The organism is Bradyrhizobium sp. sGM-13, assembly GCF_018398875.1.
In the GTDB taxonomy this organism is placed as follows: domain Bacteria; phylum Pseudomonadota; class Alphaproteobacteria; order Rhizobiales; family Xanthobacteraceae; genus Bradyrhizobium.
On sequence record NZ_JAGWDK010000008.1, the window covers coordinates 19,477 to 37,074 of the forward strand.

At 62.6% G+C, this 17,598-nt stretch carries 15 protein-coding genes and 1 pseudogene; 8 read left to right on the top strand and 8 right to left on the bottom strand.

Annotated features, from left to right (window positions below; translation table 11 throughout):
* Positions 1 to 18: 18 nt before the first annotated feature.
* The 3 genes from KJQ96_RS13900 (at position 19) to KJQ96_RS13910 (ending at position 3,547) form a co-directional block, all read left to right on the top strand.
* Positions 19 to 1,530 (top strand): ABC transporter substrate-binding protein, encoded by a 1,512-nt coding sequence (locus tag KJQ96_RS13900; RefSeq protein WP_213287158.1) that lies wholly within the window; start codon positions 19 to 21, stop codon positions 1,528 to 1,530.
* 183 nt (positions 1,531 to 1,713) lie between these two features.
* Positions 1,714 to 2,655, top strand: coding sequence for an ABC transporter permease (locus tag KJQ96_RS13905; protein ID WP_028350083.1), 942 nt, complete (start codon positions 1,714 to 1,716; stop codon positions 2,653 to 2,655).
* Between the two features lie 4 nt (positions 2,656 to 2,659).
* A complete protein-coding gene (locus tag KJQ96_RS13910; protein WP_213287159.1) occupies positions 2,660 to 3,547 on the top strand; it encodes an ABC transporter permease in 888 nt (295 codons plus the stop codon).
* 204 nt (positions 3,548 to 3,751) lie between these two features.
* Here the strand turns inward: KJQ96_RS13910 and KJQ96_RS13915 are convergent, their stop codons facing one another.
* The 4 genes from KJQ96_RS13915 to KJQ96_RS13930 all read right to left on the bottom strand — a co-directional run bounded on the left by KJQ96_RS13915 (position 3,752) and on the right by KJQ96_RS13930 (position 9,713).
* Positions 3,752 to 4,495, bottom strand: a complete 744-nt coding sequence (locus tag KJQ96_RS13915) for a hypothetical protein (protein ID WP_213287160.1) — start codon at positions 4,493 to 4,495, stop codon at positions 3,752 to 3,754.
* A gap of 122 nt (positions 4,496 to 4,617) precedes the next feature.
* Positions 4,618 to 7,710 carry a MexW/MexI family multidrug efflux RND transporter permease subunit gene (locus KJQ96_RS13920; protein ID WP_213287161.1) on the bottom strand — a complete coding sequence of 1,031 codons (3,093 nt, stop codon included), beginning with the start codon at positions 7,708 to 7,710 and terminating at the stop codon, positions 4,618 to 4,620.
* 106 nt (positions 7,711 to 7,816) lie between these two features.
* Positions 7,817 to 9,010, bottom strand: a complete 1,194-nt coding sequence (locus KJQ96_RS13925; protein ID WP_213287162.1) for an efflux RND transporter periplasmic adaptor subunit — start codon at positions 9,008 to 9,010, stop codon at positions 7,817 to 7,819.
* A gap of 1 nt (position 9,011) precedes the next feature.
* Complete coding sequence (locus KJQ96_RS13930) at positions 9,012 to 9,713, bottom strand: TetR/AcrR family transcriptional regulator (RefSeq protein WP_213287163.1); 702 nt, start codon at positions 9,711 to 9,713, stop codon at positions 9,012 to 9,014.
* A gap of 345 nt (positions 9,714 to 10,058) precedes the next feature.
* Between KJQ96_RS13930 and KJQ96_RS13935 the strand changes: the two genes are divergently transcribed.
* From KJQ96_RS13935 to KJQ96_RS41995, 5 genes and pseudogenes are all read left to right on the top strand, one after another.
* A complete protein-coding gene (locus KJQ96_RS13935) occupies positions 10,059 to 11,279 on the top strand; it encodes a cytochrome P450 (protein WP_213287164.1) in 1,221 nt (406 codons plus the stop codon).
* A 488-nt stretch (positions 11,280 to 11,767) separates the two neighbouring features.
* Positions 11,768 to 13,228 carry a Spy/CpxP family protein refolding chaperone gene (locus KJQ96_RS13940; RefSeq protein ID WP_249734049.1) on the top strand — a complete coding sequence of 487 codons (1,461 nt, stop codon included), beginning with the start codon at positions 11,768 to 11,770 and terminating at the stop codon, positions 13,226 to 13,228.
* Positions 13,229 to 13,379: 151 nt separating this feature from the next.
* Positions 13,380 to 13,730 carry a cytochrome c family protein gene (locus KJQ96_RS13945; protein ID WP_249734051.1) on the top strand — a complete coding sequence of 117 codons (351 nt, stop codon included), beginning with the start codon at positions 13,380 to 13,382 and terminating at the stop codon, positions 13,728 to 13,730.
* 114 nt (positions 13,731 to 13,844) lie between these two features.
* Positions 13,845 to 14,135 carry a GNAT family N-acetyltransferase gene (locus KJQ96_RS41990; protein WP_213287167.1) on the top strand — a complete coding sequence of 97 codons (291 nt, stop codon included), beginning with the start codon at positions 13,845 to 13,847 and terminating at the stop codon, positions 14,133 to 14,135.
* A 1-nt stretch (position 14,136) separates the two neighbouring features.
* Positions 14,137 to 14,331 (top strand): annotated as a pseudogene (locus KJQ96_RS41995) (GNAT family N-acetyltransferase); the annotation flags it as partial.
* Between the two features lie 107 nt (positions 14,332 to 14,438).
* Here the strand turns inward: KJQ96_RS41995 and KJQ96_RS13960 are convergent.
* The 4 genes from KJQ96_RS13960 to KJQ96_RS13975 all read right to left on the bottom strand — a co-directional run bounded on the left by KJQ96_RS13960 (position 14,439) and on the right by KJQ96_RS13975 (position 17,590).
* A complete protein-coding gene (locus KJQ96_RS13960; RefSeq protein WP_213287168.1) occupies positions 14,439 to 14,819 on the bottom strand; it encodes a hypothetical protein in 381 nt (126 codons plus the stop codon).
* Between the two features lie 189 nt (positions 14,820 to 15,008).
* Positions 15,009 to 15,299, bottom strand: a complete 291-nt coding sequence (locus KJQ96_RS13965) for a hypothetical protein (protein ID WP_156908787.1) — start codon at positions 15,297 to 15,299, stop codon at positions 15,009 to 15,011.
* A gap of 234 nt (positions 15,300 to 15,533) precedes the next feature.
* Entirely contained in the window at positions 15,534 to 16,397 is an 864-nt protein-coding gene (locus tag KJQ96_RS13970; protein ID WP_213287169.1) for a sugar phosphate isomerase/epimerase, read from the bottom strand.
* Positions 16,397 to 17,590 carry a dihydrodipicolinate synthase family protein gene (locus KJQ96_RS13975; protein ID WP_213287170.1) on the bottom strand — a complete coding sequence of 398 codons (1,194 nt, stop codon included), beginning with the start codon at positions 17,588 to 17,590 and terminating at the stop codon, positions 16,397 to 16,399. The genes KJQ96_RS13970 and KJQ96_RS13975 overlap by 1 nt, the downstream gene beginning before the upstream one ends.
* Between the last annotated feature and the right edge of the window lie 8 nt (positions 17,591 to 17,598).

A 17,598-nucleotide genomic window follows, 5' to 3' on the forward strand; every position in this document is an offset into this window, starting at 1 on the left:
GGATAAGGGGATGGCAGCATGAAAATCTTTCGTTTGGCAGTCACCGCGGCGGCGCTGCTGCTGTCGCTTCCGGCAACCGTTCAGGCCCAGACCACGCTGCGGATCGGGCTCGCCGAGGACCCTGATATCCTCGACCCGACGATGGCCCGGACCTATGTCGGCCGCATCGTGTTCGCATCGTTCTGCGATAAGCTGTTCGACCTCGACGAGAAGCTCAATATCGTGCCGCAGCTCGCGCTGAGCCACGAGACCTCGGCCGACGGCAAGGAAGTCACCATCAAGCTCCGACCCGGCGTCAAGTTTCACGACGGCGAGCCGCTGGACGCCGAAGCCGCCAAATATTCGATCGAGCGTCACCTCACCATGCAGGGCTCGTTCCGCAAGCCGGAGCTGGCGAGCGTCGATCGTGTCGAGACGGTTGATCCCCTCACGATCAAACTTGGGCTGAAGGCGCCGTTCTCACCGCTGATCGCACAGCTCACCGACCGCGCCGGCATGATGGTCTCGCCAAAAGCCGCCAAGGAAGCCGGCGACAAGTTCGGACTCCGTCCGGTCTGCGCCGGGCCGTACAAATTCGTCGAGCGCGTTCAGCAGGACCGCATGGTCTTCGAGAAGTTTGCCGATTACTGGAACAAGGACAATGTGTTCATCGACCGCATCGTGTTCCTGCCAATCGTGGACGCCACGGTTCGCCTCGCCAACCTGAAATCCGGCGGGCTCGACCTGATCGAGCGCGTGCTTGCCACTGACATCAAGGACGTTCGGACCGATTCACGGTTAAAGCTTTCGACCGCGATCGAACTCGGTTATCAGGGCATTACGCTCAACATCGGCAAGGACAAGGCCAAGGGACCACTCAGCCAGTCCGCCAAGGTGCGCCAAGCGCTCGATCTCTCGCTCGATCGTGAAGCCATCAACCAGGTGGTGTTCAACGGCGAGTTCAAACCGGGCAATCAATGGGTCAATCCGGATCATCCCTATTACCAGAAGGTCTTTCCGCTTCACGGGCGCGACGTCGCGAAGGCCAAGGCACTGCTGAAGGAAGCCGGCGTCGCGCCGCCGGTCAGCGTCGACCTCATGGTGCCCAAGGGTGCGGAGACCGAAGCGGTCGCACAGGTAGTGCAATCGATGGCCTCCGAATCTGGCTTCGACATGAAGATCAGGGTCACGGAATTTGCGACCTCGCTGAAGCAAGCCGAAGCTGGTGAGTACCAGGCTTTCATGCTGGCCTGGAGCGGTCGGATCGACCCGGACGGCAACTCCTATGTATTCCAGAAAAGCGAAGCGCCGCAGAATTACAGCGGCTGGTCCAACAAGGAGGCCGACAAGGCGCTCGACGATGGCCGCCTCGTCACCGATCAGGCGCAGCGCAAGGCGATCTACGAAAAGCTGGCGAAGATCGTGCTGGAGGAGAAGCCGCTGCTCTACATCTACCACCGCCGTATCCTGATCGCGCATACGACGAAGCTCGAAGGTTACAAGCAGATGCCGGACGGGCTGGTGCGGGTGGTCGGGCTGAAGCTGAAGTGAGGGTGGCTCGCATGGTCTCATGTCCCGGACGCGTTGCAGCGCGAAGCGGTGCAACGCTGAGCCGGGACCTACCGCCCCTCTCGCATGGGTCCCGGTTCTGCAGCGCAGCGTGGAGCCTGTGCTCGGGCCGCGCGAAGCGCGGACCCGGGTACGCTGCGCTGCGCCCGGGACACGGATAGTGCCATGCTGAATTTCCTCGCGCGGCGGATCGTCCAGCTCATCCCGACGCTGTTTTTTGTCTCGATCCTGATCTTCTCGCTGCAGCAATTGCTGCCGGGCGATCCGGCGCTGGTGATGGCCGGCGAGGAACGCGATCCTGATGTAATCGCGCAGATCCGCGAGCAGTACCGGCTCGATCAGCCGGTGCCGGTGCAATATGTCTACTGGGTCAAGGGCGTGCTGTCGGGCGATTTCGGCGAGTCGCTTCGCAACAAGGTGCCGGTGCGCGAATTGATCGCTCAGAAGCTGCCAGTGACGATGCAGCTTGCGTCGATGGCGATCGTGATCGCTTTCCTGATCGGCATTCCGGCCGGAATCATATCGGCGGTGAAGAAAGGCACGGCCTGGGATTATGGCGCCAATTTCTTTGCGCTATGGGGGATCTCGACGCCGAATTTCTGGCTCGGCATCATGCTGATCTTCCTGTTCTCGATCCAGCTCGGCTGGCTGCCGGCATCGGGCTATGTGCCGCTGACCGAAAACTGGCGCGCCAGCATCGCCTCCACTATCATGCCGGCCTTCGTGCTCGGCAACGCGATTGCCGCGATCCTGATGCGGCATACCCGCAGCGCCATGCTGCAGGTGCTGGAAAGCGATTATGTCCGCACCGCCCGCGCCAAAGGGCTTCTCGAGCGCTCGGTCATTCTCAAGCATGCCATGCGCAACGCGCTGACGCCGGTGATCACGCTCGGCGCGCTCGAGCTGGGCACGCTGTTATCGGGCGCGGTATTGACGGAGCAGATTTTCTCGATTCCCGGTTTCGGCAAGCTGATCGTCGACGCGGTCTTCAATCGCGATTATGCCGTCGTGCAAGGCGTCGTGCTGACGACGGCGACGATCTACATCACGCTCAATCTCATTGCCGATATCGCCTATGTCCTCGTCAATCCGCGGCTGAGGGCCTAAAGCCATGGCCGACACCACGCTCAATGCATTGCCGATTGCTGTTTCCGACGAGCTGGAGAGCCCGGCGCGGCGCGCGCTGCGCCGGCTGTTCAAGCGGAAGGGCGCGATGGCCGGGCTTGTCGTGATCGCAACGTTCATGTTGCTCGCGGTGTTTGCGCCGCTGATCTCGCCCTATGAGCCGATCGCGACAAGCTGGTCGCTGGTGCGCAAGCCGCCGTCGGCGCTGCACTGGTTCGGCACCGACGAGCTCGGCCGCGACATTCTCGCCCGGGTGATCTACGGCGCGCGGGCTTCGCTTCTGGCCGGCGCCATCTCGGTCGGGATCGCGTTGTCAATCGGCGTGCCGCTCGGCCTCCTGTCGGGTTATCGCGGCGGCTTCATCGATGCGCTGATCAGCCGCATCACGGACGCGATGCTGGCCTGCCCGTTCCTGATCCTGGCGATTGCGCTCGCGGCATTCTTAGGGCCCAGCCTCGGCAACGCCATGATCGCGATCGGCATCTCGGCAACGCCGATCTTCGTGCGGCTGACCCGCGGCCAGGTGATGAGCGTCAAGGTCGAGGATTATGTCGAGGCCGCACGCGCCATGGGCAATCCGCGCTGGCGCATCGCGCTGTTTCACATTTTACCGAACATCATGCCGGCGCTATTGGTGCAGGCGACGTTGTCGATAGCGGCTGCCATCATCGCCGAAGCCGCGCTGTCGTTCCTCGGCCTCGGCCAGCAGCCGCCCGCCCCGTCCTGGGGTAGCATGCTCAATGCCGCACAGCGCTTCCTGACCAATGCGCCGTGGATGGCCGTCTGGCCGGGACTGGCGATCTTTCTCGTGGTGCTGTCGTTCAACCTGGTCGGCGATGGTTTGCGCGACGCGCTCGATCCGAGGGAGAGATAGGCGCCGCTTTCTTCAACCTCTCCCCGCTTGCGGGGAGAGGTCGGATCGCCTCGGCGATGCGAAGCATCGTCCGGCGCGATCCGGTTGAGGGGGTACAGGTCCATCAGTTAGCTGCAGTGCTCGCGGAGAAAGCCCCTCACCCCAACCCTCTCCCCGCAAGAGCGGGGCGAGGGAGCGCAGCGTTATCGCTGCGAAATCCGAAAGCTAAATCACCACCTCCCGCAGCACCCTTCGGCAATCCATCTCATATTCCAGATCAATCACCGGCGGCCGGGCAAAATGCCAGGTCAAACCCGAACGCGCGGCGCCACGGCGAACCAGTGCATCAGCGAAGACGTGGTGGAAATCGTGGATGGTGTAGGTCTGCACGTCCGTCGCATCTTTCCAGCCGAACCCGAATTCGCCCATGCGCCGCTCCATCACGCCGGCGACGTAACGGACCTTGTCCGCAATACCCTCGGGGCTGACGTCGCGGTAACGCACGGTGCGTTCGGCGTAGCTCGCATTGCCCTCCTGCGACTCACCGCTGCCTGCGATCACGAAGCTTGGCGCCGTGCTTTGGCTCGGCCGCGTGAACGAGAAGGCGTAGAATGACGGTTCGGCCGGCGGATCGATCTCCGGACAGACATTGCTGCGCGCCACCGGATTGGTCGTGCCGTCATAGACGCCCCATTCGCTCAGCGTTTTGACGTAGTGCAGGTTGAAATTGCGGAACCCCTCGTCGGTGAATGCCGCCGGCGACCGTAATTCGCAGGCGCAGAACGAGGTCAGTGGCCTACCCGCTGCCTCGATGTACCTTGCGATCCGCGCAAAGCCTTCGGCCAGCGGCAGCCATTTGTCGAAACGCACCCGCTCGATCTCAAACCCGGAATTGGCTGCGACACCGCCCGAATACTGGAACACGGCGGGAATGAAGCGGTAGTTGCCGGCGGGAAAGTCGCTTGTCATGTTGCCTCCCTGTTTTTCTATCTTTTAGCATGGAGACACACCGGCGTCGCATCTCCCGGCATGAAAAAGCGGCGGCAACGGTTTCCCGCTGCCGCCGCTTGCTATTCTGCGGTCACAAAGGCTCAGGTCGGCTTGAGTGCGGACCCAAGATCGAAATCCGCGATCTCCTTGGTCCGCTTGGAGCCGATCTTGGCCTGGTGATCGGTGGCCAACCAGACATAGACCGCCGGCAGCACGAACAGCGTGAACAGCGTGCCGATCGACATGCCGGCTACCACCACGAGGCCGATCGAGAACCGGCTGGCAGCGCCCGCGCCCGTGGCCGTCAGCAACGGGATCAGACCGGTGACCATCGCCGCCGTCGTCATCAGGATCGGCCGCAGCCGGATGCGGGCAGCCATTTCGATCGCCGAGCGCTTGTCGAGGCCTTCCTTGAGCTGCAGTTCGTTGGCGAACTCGACCATCAAGATGCCGTGCTTGGTGATCAGGCCGACCAGCGTCAGCAATCCAACCTGGGTGTAGATGTTGATGGTCGCCACGCCGAAGAACAGCGGGATCAGCGCACCGACGATCGCCATGGGAACGCTGATCATGATCACCAGCGGATCGCGCAGGCTTTCGAACTGCGCGGCCAGCACCAGGAAGATGATGATCAGCGCGAAACCGAAGGTGATCGCGAGCTGATTGCCCTCCTGCACATACTGCCGGGAGTCGGCCAGATAATCGTGGCCAAAACCGGCTGGCATCTTCTTCGCTTCGCCCTCCAGGAAATCCACCGCCTGCCCAACCGTCACGCCCGGCATCGGCACCGCGGAGAACGTCGCTGAATTGAGCTGGTTGTAATGCGTCAGCGCATTCGGATCGGTAGCGGTTTCGATCGACACGATGGTGGACAGCGGCACTAGCTGCCCGGTGTTGGTCGGGACGTAGTAACCGCCAAGCGATTCCGGCGACAGCCGCTTGTCGCGCGACACCTGCGGGATCACCTGATACGAGCGTCCCTCGAGGTTGAAGCGGTTGACGTAATTGCCGCCCAACAGCGTCTGCAAGGTAGCGCCAACCTGCGACATGTTGATGCCGAGGTCGCTCGCCTTGGAGCGGTCGACCGAGACGCGAACCACCGGCTGATTGAATTCGAGGTCGCTGTCGGAGACGATGAACATACCGCTCTTGCGTGCGGCATCCTTCAGCTTCGACATCTGGTCATAGACGGCCTGGAAGCCGGCAGTCGAATTGATCACCATCTGTATCGGCAGGCCACCCGGTCCGCCCGGCAACGGCGGCAGGTTGAACGCAAACGCCTGGACGCCTTCGATCTTGCTGATCTCGGCCTGCACCAACGGCTTCAGCGCGATCGAGGATCGCTCACGCTCGTCCCACGGCTTGAGCAGCATGCCGGCAATGCCGCCCTGCGGGCCGTTGATGCCGTTGAGGACAAAGCGCAAGTCCGTTTCCGGAAACTTGGCAAAAGCCTTGTCGAGCTTGTCGCCGTAGAAGTCGACATAATCGATGTTGGCGTATTTCGGCGCCTTGGTCACCGAGAAGACGATGCCCTGGTCCTCCTCGGGCGCGAGCTCCTTGGAGGTGTTCATGTAGAGGAAACCGACCAGACCCAGGATCGTCAGCGCGAACAAGCCGGTGATCGGGCGATAGTCGAGCGAGCGGTCGAGCTGGCGGCCGTACCAGCGTGTCATCGAACCGAACACCCTGTTGACCAGCCTCGAGAACCGCCCCTCGTCCGCGCTCTTCAGGAGGACCGAGCACATCATCGGCGACAGCGTCAACGCGATCACGCCCGACACGATCACCGAGCCCGCCAGCGTGAAGGCGAATTCGCGGAACAGCGAACCGGTCAGGCCGCCGAGGAAGCCGATCGGGGCGTACACGGCGGCAAGCGTAATCGTCATGGAGATCACGGGGCCGACGATTTCGCGTGCGCCTTGCAGCGACGCCTGGACGGGCGTCTTTCCTTCCTCCAGATGGCGATGGATGTTCTCCACCACCACGATGGCGTCGTCGACCACGAGCCCGATCGCCAGCACCATTGCCAGCAGCGTCAGAAGATTGAAGCTGAATCCCATCATCAGCATCAAGCTGCAGACGCCGATCAGCGACAGCGGAATCGTCACCACGGGAATGATGACCGAGCGGAACGAGGCCAGGAACAGGAAGATCACGACCACCACGATCAGCACGGCCTCGATCAGCGTGTTCTTCACCTCGTCGATCGACGACTGAATGAACTTGGTGGAATCGTAGGCCACTTTCATTTTCATCGACGGCGGGAGGTTGCGTTCGATCTCCGGCATCAACGCGCGCACGCCCTTGACCAGCGTCAGCGGGTTGCCTTGCGGGGTCGCCTGCACGCCGATGAAGATCGCGCGCTCACCGCTGAACGCGACGCTTGCGTCCGAGCTTTGCGCCGCAAGCTCGACGGTTGCGATATCCTCGATCCGCACGAAGCCGCCGTCCTTGGACTTGACGATCATCTTCTTGAACTGCTCGAGGTTCCGCAGGTCGGTATTAGTCTGGACGTTCGAGACGATAAAATAGCCCTTGGACTGACCGGCTGCTGCCTGGAAGTTGTTGGCGGCGATCGCCGCGGAAACGTCGCTCGGCGACACGCCGCGGCCCGCCATTCGTATCGGATCGAGCCACAGCCGCATCGCAAAGGTCTGGCCGCCGAGAATGTCGGCCGACGCCACACCATCGACCGTCGACAGCACCGGCTGCACGACGCGTGTCAGATAGTCTGAAATCGCCGACCCTGAGAGTTCTTCGCTGGAGAAGCCCAGATACATCACGGCCGTGGTTTGGCCAGTCGTCTTGGTTATGACCGGGTCGTTCGATTCCTTCGGGATCAGGTATTTGACCGAGTTTACCTTGGCGAGAACTTCGGTCAGCGCCTGGTTCGGATCGAAATTCAGCTTGATGTAGACCTGAATCGTGCTGGTGCCCTGCACCGACGAGGAAGTGATGTAGTCGACGCCCTCGGCGGAAGCGACCGCCTGCTCGATCGGCGTAGTGATGAAGCCTTGAATCAGGTTAGCCGACGCGCCCGGATATGAGGTGGTGATGTTGACCACCGTGTTCGACAGCTTCGGATATTGCCGGATCGGCAATACGCTGGCGGCGCGCAGACCGATCAGGAGGATCAGCAGGCTGACGACGACCGACAGGACCGGACGCTTGATGAAGATATCGGTGAAGGCCATCGCAAAATCATCCCGCTGGGCTCAGCATTTCGGGGGCGCGGCCGAGCCACAAGACCGCCGCCCATCTTTCTTTCGCCGCGGCTCCTCAAGGGAGCCGCATCATGTATCAGTAGCGCGGCGGCTTCGCCGGAATCGCCGGCACCGGATCGTTCGAAATCGTCACGGCAGCTCCGGACTGCAGCTTGAGCTGGCCCACCGCCACGACGCGGTCGCCCTCCTTCAAGCCCTTCAGAACTTCGGCGCGGCCCTCGATGCGCTTTCCGGTCTGCACGAAGGTGCGCGTCGCGATCAGGCTGGTCTTGCCGTCCTCTTCCTTCTTTTCACTGAGGAGGTAGACGGAGTCGCCGTAGAGCGTGTAGTCGACCGCGGTTTCGGGCACGGTGACGACCGGCGGCTTATCGGGCAGCACCACGGTGGTGGTCGCGAACATGCCCGGCTTGAGGATCTTGTCCGGATTCTGGATCGTCGCCTGCACGCGAATGTTGCGCGTGTCCGCCGCGATCTGCGGCTCGATGGTGGTGATCTTGCCCTCGAAGGTGCGGCCCGGATAGGCGTCGACCGCGATCCGAACGATCTGGCCGACCTTGAGCTGGCCGGAGTCCTTCTCCGTCACGGTGAAGTTCGCATACAGCATCGATAGATCGGTAAGCGAGACGATCTGCGTACCCGCAGTCAGATATTGTCCGACTTCGACCCTGCGAACGCCGAGTTCGCCATCGAACGGCGCCCGCACCAGCTTCTGCGAAATGATCGCTTCGGTCCTGGCGATCCCGGCGCTGGCCTGATCGAACACAGCCTGGGCGTTATCCACTGTCGCCTGTGGTCCGACCTGACGCTCGGCCAACTGCTTGGCGCGATCGAGCGAGAGCTGCGCCAACCGCTGCTGCGCCTTGTAGTTGGCGAGATCCGCCTGCTCGGGACCGTCGAACAACTGCACCAGCGGCGTGCCCTCCTTCACGCTGGCGCCCGCCGTAAACAGGATATCGGTGATGCGGCCGTTGACGTCGGAGGTCACGTTGACCTGGTGCACGGCAGCGAGATCGCCGACCGCGGTCAGAAGATTCGGAATCGTTTCGGATTTCGCCGTGGCGATGTTCACGCTGGTCGGCGGCGGCTTCATGGTCGCGAAGAACTGCGCGATCATCTTGCCGCGGAAGTAGTTGAACCAGACCAGGCCGCCAACCAGCAAGGCCAGCAGCGTCCCAATGATGATGAGCCACCGCACCATCCGGACCGGCCGCTTGTGCGGCTTTTCCGTTATCGGCTTGCCCGAAATCTTGTGTTCGGTCACGATATTCATGTCATGCACTTTCTGCAGTTACCGATTGTCCCGAATTCGGTGACAGCTCGCCGTCCAGATGAGAAGCAATTGCGGCTTCGGTAAGTCCGATGCCGCGCAGGATGAATTGACACAACTGCCGCTCCAGGTCGGCGGCGTTGCCGTAAGAAAGACAGGGCACCGGCGGAAGCCTCGTCAGCGCCGCCATCAGCACGGTATGGTGCGCGAACCAGAACAGGTTGAGCGGATCGCTGCCGATCCGCGCCGCGTCGCCGGCCGTTACAGCGCGCTCGATCGACGCCGTGAACACCGGCCCGATCAGGCCGGCGACCTTGTCGTAGAGCAAACGCGCGAACTCGCCGTCATCGAGATGGCTGGTCGTCATCAGCCGCAGCCGCTGCGCTTCCTCCTGATCCGAGCCGTCCGACACTTCCATGAAATGGCCAACCATGCTCTGAACCAGTTCAACCAGCGTGGCAGTTGAAGGCTGCTGGCCGAGCAGGTGCGCGAAATCCGGATCGGCCTCGCACTCCTCGGCGAGGATTTCGGCATAGAGCGCGGCCTTGGACGGGAAGTGCTTGAACAACAGCCCTTCCGAAATGGCTGCAGCCGCCGCCACGCTCTTGGTCGTGGTGCCGGCAAAGCCGTGACGGGCAAAGCACCGCTTGGCGGCGCTCAAGATCAATTGCCGCCGCAAATCACTGGTCATGCGCAGGGTAGACATGGGGGCGTGAGTAATCACTCACCTTGACGAAGTCAAGGATACATTGCAGCGCACCAGGCGGATTCTGCCACCAAGTGGCGTCAAAGACACGGCCTCATCACCTTGTTTGAGCACGAGTTTTCGGCAAATCAGGGTCTCGCGTTGCAGGCTTATCCCGAATTGGTCGCAACCCCAAGGCGCTTGGATCAAGGCGCTTTGGATCAGGGCGCTTTGGATCAGGGCGCTCGGATGGTGTGGACTGAAAGCGCCGACTTGACGCTTTGAGAGTGGCGTCTAAGATAGTTGCAAATGCGACTAATTTGACGGCCACTTACCTTTCCGTCTTCCCAACGAGTGCGGCGAGCCATGAATCTGGATGCGCGCGAACTGGCGGCCACATTCGACCTCGAAAAGCTGACGCCGGAATTTTATGCCAACCCCTACCCGACCTATCGCGCGCTGCGCGAGAGCGAACCGGTCAAGCGGTTGCCGAATGGGTCGTACTTCCTGACCCGCTACGACGATCTGGTTGCAGCCTACAAGAACACCAAGGCGTTCTCGTCCGACAAGAAGAAGGAGTTCTCGCCGAAGTATGGCGACTCCCTGCTCTACGAGCACCACACCACGAGCCTCGTGTTCAACGATCCTCCCGCCCACACCCGCGTCCGCCGGCTGATCATGGGCGCACTATCGCCGCGCGCGATCGCCGGTATGGAGCCCGACCTGGTCCGGCTGGTCGACCGCCTGCTCGACGCCATCGCCGCCAAGGGCAAGGTGGACCTGATCGACGATTTCGCTGCTGCCATTCCAATCGAAGTGATCGGCAATCTGCTCGATGTGCCGGAGAGCGAGCGCGATCCCTTGCGCGGCTGGTCGCTGGTCATTCTCGGCGCGCTGGAGCCGGTGATCGGCCCGGACGCTTTCGCCCGCGGCAACAAGGCGGTGAAGGATTTCCTGGCGTATCTCGAAGGGCTGGTGGCGCGGCGACGGGCCAAGCCCGGCAATCCCGACCGCGACGTACTGACGCGACTGATTCAGGGCGAAGACAATGGCGAGCGGCTGACCGAAAAGGAGCTGCTGCACAACTGCATCTTCCTGCTCAATGCCGGCCACGAGACCACCACCAACCTGATCGGCAACGGGCTGGTCGCGTTACTGAATCACGCAGGCGAGAAACGCCGGCTGATTGAAAATCCCGATCTGATCAAGACCGCGGTCGAGGAAATGCTGCGGTTCGAGAGCTCCAACCAGCTCGGCAACCGCATGACCGTCGAGCCGTTCGAACTCGGCGGCGTCGCGATGCCGGCGGGCACGGCGGTGACGCTGTGCATCGGCGCCGCCAACCGCGACCCTGCCCAGTTCGCCGATCCCGAACGTTTCGATATTGGCCGCACGCCGAACCGGCATCTGGCCTTCGGCACCGGCGCGCATCAATGCGCCGGTATGGCGTTGGCGCGGCTCGAGGGCGCCATCGCGATCTCGCGTTTCCTCGCGCGCTTTCCTGATTATGCGCTCGACGGCGAACCGGTACGCGGCGGCCGCGTGCGCTTCCGTGGATTTCTGAGCGTGCCCTGCACGGTCAGCTAAGGCGCAGGCGAACTCGATCCTGCGTCGCAAAATCGCAACGTAAGTCATAGCGGCGACGAACGATTCCTGCGCTTGCGCGTTGATGCTCCCAGGCGACGAAGCGAGGGAGTGAGATCATGCTTTCGAGCGGCGCTCGCATCGCAGCATTTTTTCTTGGTGTCTCCGCGATAGCGGTGAGCACCGGCTCGTCTGCCCAACCAGGAAGAGGCCTTGGCCAAGGCGGCGGGGCGGCGCCCGCAGCCCGACCGGCGGGACCACCACCCGCTATGGCCCGCCCAGCGGCACCGCCCGCGATGGCTCGTCCAGCAGCGCCCCCTGCGATGGCGCGACCGGCCGCACCGGCGTTCCGTGCAGCTCCCCCGCCTCAGCGTCCAGCAATGGCCCCGCGCGCGGCGCCGCAAATCGCCGCACCGCCGCGAGCGGTCACACCGCGCGCTGCAGGGCCACGACCGGAGATCCAGCGTGCCGCGCCGGCGCAGCGACCGGCCATGACGAGACCCGAGCCGCGCATCGCCGCACCATCGCGCCCGAGCACATCGCCCGCTGCGGGCGCTCGACCGTCGCGACAGGAACAGATCGAAACGCGTGCGCAGCAGCGTGAGCAGCGCCTCCAGCAGCGGCAGCAAATGGTGCAGGAGCGGCAGCGCGATATGCTGTCGCGCCAGAGCACGGAGCGGCAGAGCCGCATCGATCGCCTGCAGCAGCGCGTCCAGCAATTGCAGTCGCAGAAGCCGGAAGGTCTCCGGGCGCAACGCGAGCAGCAAAGATCACTACAGGCTCAAAACCGCCTGCTCCAGCGCGAGCAGCGCATCCAGGAACGTGACCAGGCACGCCTGCAGCGGCTGGGACCACAGCCCTCGGCTGAACGATCCGCCTCTGCCGCGGCCATGCAGGCCGCCGCCCGCGGGCGATTTTCCGCGCAGTTCCGCAGCAATGATGCCCTGCAAGCCCGTGCGGCGCTGACCGCCCGGGAGAACCGCTGGGCTCCGCGCCATGCCTGGCGGCGCGGCCATCGCGCCGCGTTCGTGGCTTGGCTCGGCCCGGTCTTCTGGCCTTACGCCTATTCCGACATCTTCAATTACACGTTCTGGCCTCACGCCTATGATCCCGGCTATTGGGCGTATGCCTACGACGACTTCGTCGATACGGTGTTTTGGGGTACGGACAGCCCGTATTCCGCTTACGCCAGATATCCTGATCCCGGGGCGGCGGTCACCGATTTCCGGGCGGGCAAGCGCGCAAGCGTGAGCCAGCAGACGCTTCGGCAGGTGTGCAGAGAACCGGACGAGGGCGTCACCGCCTGGCCGATTGCATCGATCGTGCGCGCAGTGCAGCCGACGCCCGAGCAGCGCGCCCTGCTCGACGAGTTGAAGGCCGCCGCGGCAAAGGCCGCCGACGTGTTCAAGGATACTTGCGCCGACTCCTTTGCCATGACGCCGCCCGGTCGCCTGCGGGCGATGACGAACCGCGTGACGGCTACGCTCGACGCGGTAAGGATCGTGCGTCCGGCGCTTGAGCGGTTCTACAATTCGCTAAATGATGAGCAAAAGGCGCGTTTCAACGCACTCGGCCCGAACGTCGGCGACCGCTCGCAACAGCCGCAGCAGGAAGCAGATGCGCAAGCCGAGGCTTGCGGCGATCCGAAGTCCAGCCTCACGCGGCTACCGATTGAGCGAATCGAGGCTGTCGTACGGCCGGCGGGCGAGCAAAAGGAGGCGCTTGACCGCTTGAGCGACGTGACCAAGAAGGCGGTTGCAGGGCTGCAAGCTGCCTGCCCGGACGACGTGCCGCTTACGCCGGTCGGGCGGCTGGACGCGATGGAGAAGCGGCTCAAGGCCATGCTCGAGGCAGCCGATTGGGTGCAGGAGGCGTTGGATAAGTTCTATGCCACGCTGAGCAACGAGCAGAAGGCGCGCTTCAATACGATGCCGCAGGTCGCAAGCCAGTGACCGAAACATGCCAACCATCCTTCTTGATGAGGATCAAATGAGGCAATCGCATTTTGTCACGCTGCTCGTCCGGCCGACATCCGGCCGGCGAGACGCACGTTTGCGGCACGGTCGGTCGTTCTTGATAGGCGCGTTGAGCGGACTAGCGTGCATGCTTTTATCGCCTTCCGCCCTGCCCCAGGCGCCGCAAGGCGCGGAGGGCGTCTCAGGACAACAGGCGTTCAACAATGCCTGTCGGACGTGCCACATCATGAGAGAGGGCGACAATCGGCTGGGCCCCAACCTGCACAAGATTGTCGGACGGAAAGCGGGATCGCTGCCAGACTACGGGTTTTCGAGCGCCATGAAGGAGGCAGGATTCGTCTGGGATGAGGAGAAGCTCGATCGCTTCATTGCCAACCCCGATGAGGTCGTGCCGGGCAACAGCATGAAGCCGTATGGCGGCCTCTCATCGAGCGAGGATAGAAAAAAGATCATCGCCTTCCTTGCTCAGTCAAAGTAGCGCCGCAGCCTGGTTTTTTAGAAAAGAAGCCCCGGTCATTTCACCGTTGTGCGCTGCGCCGCTACTCGGTATGTCTCTACCATGGTTCCAACGCTAGAGACGCCACGTCTTTGCATGCGACCTCGGACCGCCGCTGACGTCGATTCATATGTTGCCATGGATAGGGACATCGAAGTTCGGCGCTTTATCACGCCTGATTTTCGAGACAACTTTGACGTCAGTCAGTACCAAGACGCGCTGCGCGAGCGCTTGGCTTTCGACCCGGGAAAAGGACTTGGATGGCGGACGCTCCGTAGCCGATCCGACGACAACTCGTTCTTGGGCATGGGCCTACTTATCCCACTGGCACTGGAGGGCCCAGAAATCGAAATAGGCTGGCGACTGCCAAGGGGCGCATGGGGGTAGCGGTTACGCGACAGAAGCTGCCTTTCGCATCGTCCAGTACGCGAGAGATGAGGTCGGGTTGAAAGAGGTTATCGCCTGCATTAATCCCGAGAACGAACGATCCATACGAGTCGCGAGTAAACTTGGTTTCCTGCCCGATGGTCGTAGGAAGGCTTATGGAACGGAGTTCGACTGTTATCGGCTCCGATTGGATTAGCTGGGCAATCCCGGTCGGCTCTTAGCTCATCGCGCCATTTCGCGGCTTCGAACAGTTTGCGTCGCGCTAGGGGCAGACCGGACTCACCGAGGTTATACGCACACGCCCTAATTGCCCGCAGTGTTGAAGCGGGAAAGGTCGCAATCCCGTTCGGCATATTTCACGCGCCGCAGGCCCTCGCGGTCTTCGACTACGGTCGGCCGGCAGCGTTCCCTCCAGGCAGCCTGAGCCGCTTCATCGGCCTTCAGATCTTCCGCGGTCCGGGGCACGATCTTCACGGTGCCGCCGCTGCCGACGTAGAAATTGGTTTGCTGGCTGGGAAGCAGCGGCGCGCCCGAGGCAATGGCCGCGGCCTTGGCATCCGCTGCGGCCCGCGCCGCGCGGGCGGCCTGGGCGGCATCTGCGGCATGGCCGTGGTCCATCGCGAATTGCGCGGACGCAGACGATACCGAAGCGACGACGATCGAGATTGCGATGAAGACGCGCATGGACACTGCCCCTTGATGAATGCGTCGTCAGGAATGACCGACAAGCATTGAGGCGGCGTAAAGCTGTGTGACTAACCGGATCGCAATTTGGTCGATAAAGATTTAGCGGTCTTTCGGGCGCGCGTTATCAGCCGTTCATCGAGCTGTGGGGCTCGGAATTCTCCCCGCTCGCGGCGAGGAGAAAGCGTGCTACTCGCTGCGGCCGAACTCGCAGCCCTTGCGGGCGTAAACCAGGCGGACGACGCCTTCGTTGTCGTAGGTGCGCTTCGGCTTGCAGAACGCTTCCCACTTCTCGATGCTGGCGCGCCTTGCCTTTGCGTCTTCCTGATTCTGCGCCTCGCTGCGCACCGGATCGTCCAGATAGGACGTCGTGCACACCCTGCCGTAGAACTTGCTGTAGGTGCAGCGTTCCACGACCTGCCAGGCCTGCGCCGATGTCGACAGCAGGGCCAGTGTTGCAATTGCGTAAAGGACTTTCATGTTGTCGCTCATCGCTCGAGGAGACTTTCTCCGTGCGACTAGCTAGCGCCGGAGTTCATCGACGCGCAACGGTAACCCTTTGTTAATCTAAATACCCGCGGAAAAGGTTAAATCTGGAACCGCGCGCCGTCCCTTCACGTGACGCTATCACAACCAGAACGCGCGTCAGTTCACATACGGGACAACATTGTCCGTCATTGAGACAGCGGAACAAGCGTCTTCGAGTGACGGCTGCTAGACCACCGTCCGATGTCGCGCGATGCAGGTCTGCAGGACCTCATCCATCGGCCTTGTCCACCACTCGTTGGAGAAGATTTCGATCTCGGAATAGCCGGCAAAGCCGTGCGCCTCGACCGCTGATCGCACAGATGTGATGTCGATGACGCCGTCGCCCATCATGCCGCGGTCGTTGAGGATGTCTTTTGTCGGCACCAGCCAATCACAGACATGAAACGCCAGCAGACGATCTTTTCCCGCGCGCGCAATTTGCGGCATCAGTTCCGGGTCCCACCAGATGTGATAGACGTCGAGCGCAACGCCCAGCGCGCCGGTGCGCTGCGGATCGAGTTGATCGCAGATGTCCAGCGCCTGCTTCGTTGTGTTCACGCAGGCACGGTCGGCGGCATAGGCCGGATGCAAAGGCTCGATCGCGAGCGGCATGTTGGCCTCTCTCGCATACTCCAGCATTTCCGCAATCGCGTCATGGACCTGCGTACGCGCAGCCGCAATGTCCTTCGAGGCCGCGCTTCCCGGCCGCGAATATTGCGGCAGGCCGCCGACGACCAGCACGATACAGGGCGCGCCCAGCGCCTTGGCTTCGTCCACGGCACGGCGGTTGTCGTCGCGCGCCTCGACGCGGCGCGCAGCATCCGCCGTAAACATGCCGCCGCGGCAATAGCCGGACAATTCAAGCCCGGCGTCGCGCACGGCCCGCACTGCGCGCTCGAGGCTGATGGCCGCCACCTGGTCGCGCCAGGGATCGATGGCGCGGATGCCGTGGCGCGCACAGGCGTCGATGATGGCAACGAGGTCGCCCTGCTTGCGGACGGTCGCCGTGTTCAGCGACAGCCAGCGATGATCGCTCGAGAAATCGCGCATCACGGTTCGATGCCGCGCATTGCCAGCACCGTCTTCATGCGCCGCGTCGCCAGTTCGGGGTTGGAGAGCAGCCCAGCTTTATCGGCAAGGCGAAACAGTTCGGCCAGATGCAGCGTCGAGCGCGTGCTTTCCTGCCCGCCGACCATGGTGAAATGATCCTGATGGCCGTTGAGATAGGCCATGAACACGATGCCGGTCTTGTAGAACCGCGTCGGCGCCTTGAAGATATGCCGCGACAACGGCACCGTCGGTCCCAACACGTCATGGAAGCCGGCCTGGTCGCCGGCAGCCAGCCGTGACAGCGCGTAGGACGCCGCCGGCGCGATGGCATCGAAGATGCCGAGCAGCGCATGCGAAAAGCCTTGCTCGTCGCCCGCGATCAGTTCGGCGTAGTTGAAATCGTCGCCGGTATACATCTTCACCTTGGGATCAAGGCGACGGCGCATGTCGATCTCGCGCTGCTTGTCGAGCAGCGAGACTTTTACGCCATCGACGTTGGCGGCGTTGGCGTTGATGATCGCAACCGCCGTATCCATCGCCTTGTCGAGATCGGCGGTGCCCCAGTAGCCCGCTAGCGCCGGGTCGAACATGTCGCCCAGCCAGTGGATGATCACGGGCTCGCGAACCTGTGACAGGACCCGGCTGTAGACCTTTGCATAGTCGTCGGCGCTGCGGCCAAGCTTTGCCAATGCGCGCGAGGCCATCAAGATGATGCGGCCACCGGCCTTTTCGACGGCCGCGATCTGTTCCTCATAGGCGCGGATCACGTCGTCGATCGATTTTGCGTCTTCCACCGCAAGATGATCGGTGCCGGCGCCGGAAAACACCAGCGCATTGCCCTTCGCTCTCGCAGCGTTCACCGAGCGCTGGATCAGTTCCAGCGAGGTTGGCCAATCCAGCCCCATGCCGCGCTGTGCAGTGTCCATCGCCTCGGCAACGCCAAGGCCGAGATCCCAGACATGCTCGCGGAACGCGATCGTGCGGTCCCAGTCGATGGCGGATGTCAGCCACGGGTCGTTGTCGGCGAGTGGATCCGCCACGACATGGGCAGCAGAAAACGCCACGCGGTTGAGCGTGCCTTCAAGCTTCGCCGGAAACGTCCGCGATGCCGCCAGGCGATAATCCTCAATTTTGCGATCCGCCGTCGGCAGCTTCAGCGACAGCGACGACATCGGCAGGACTGGCTTGTTCATGCTTAAGC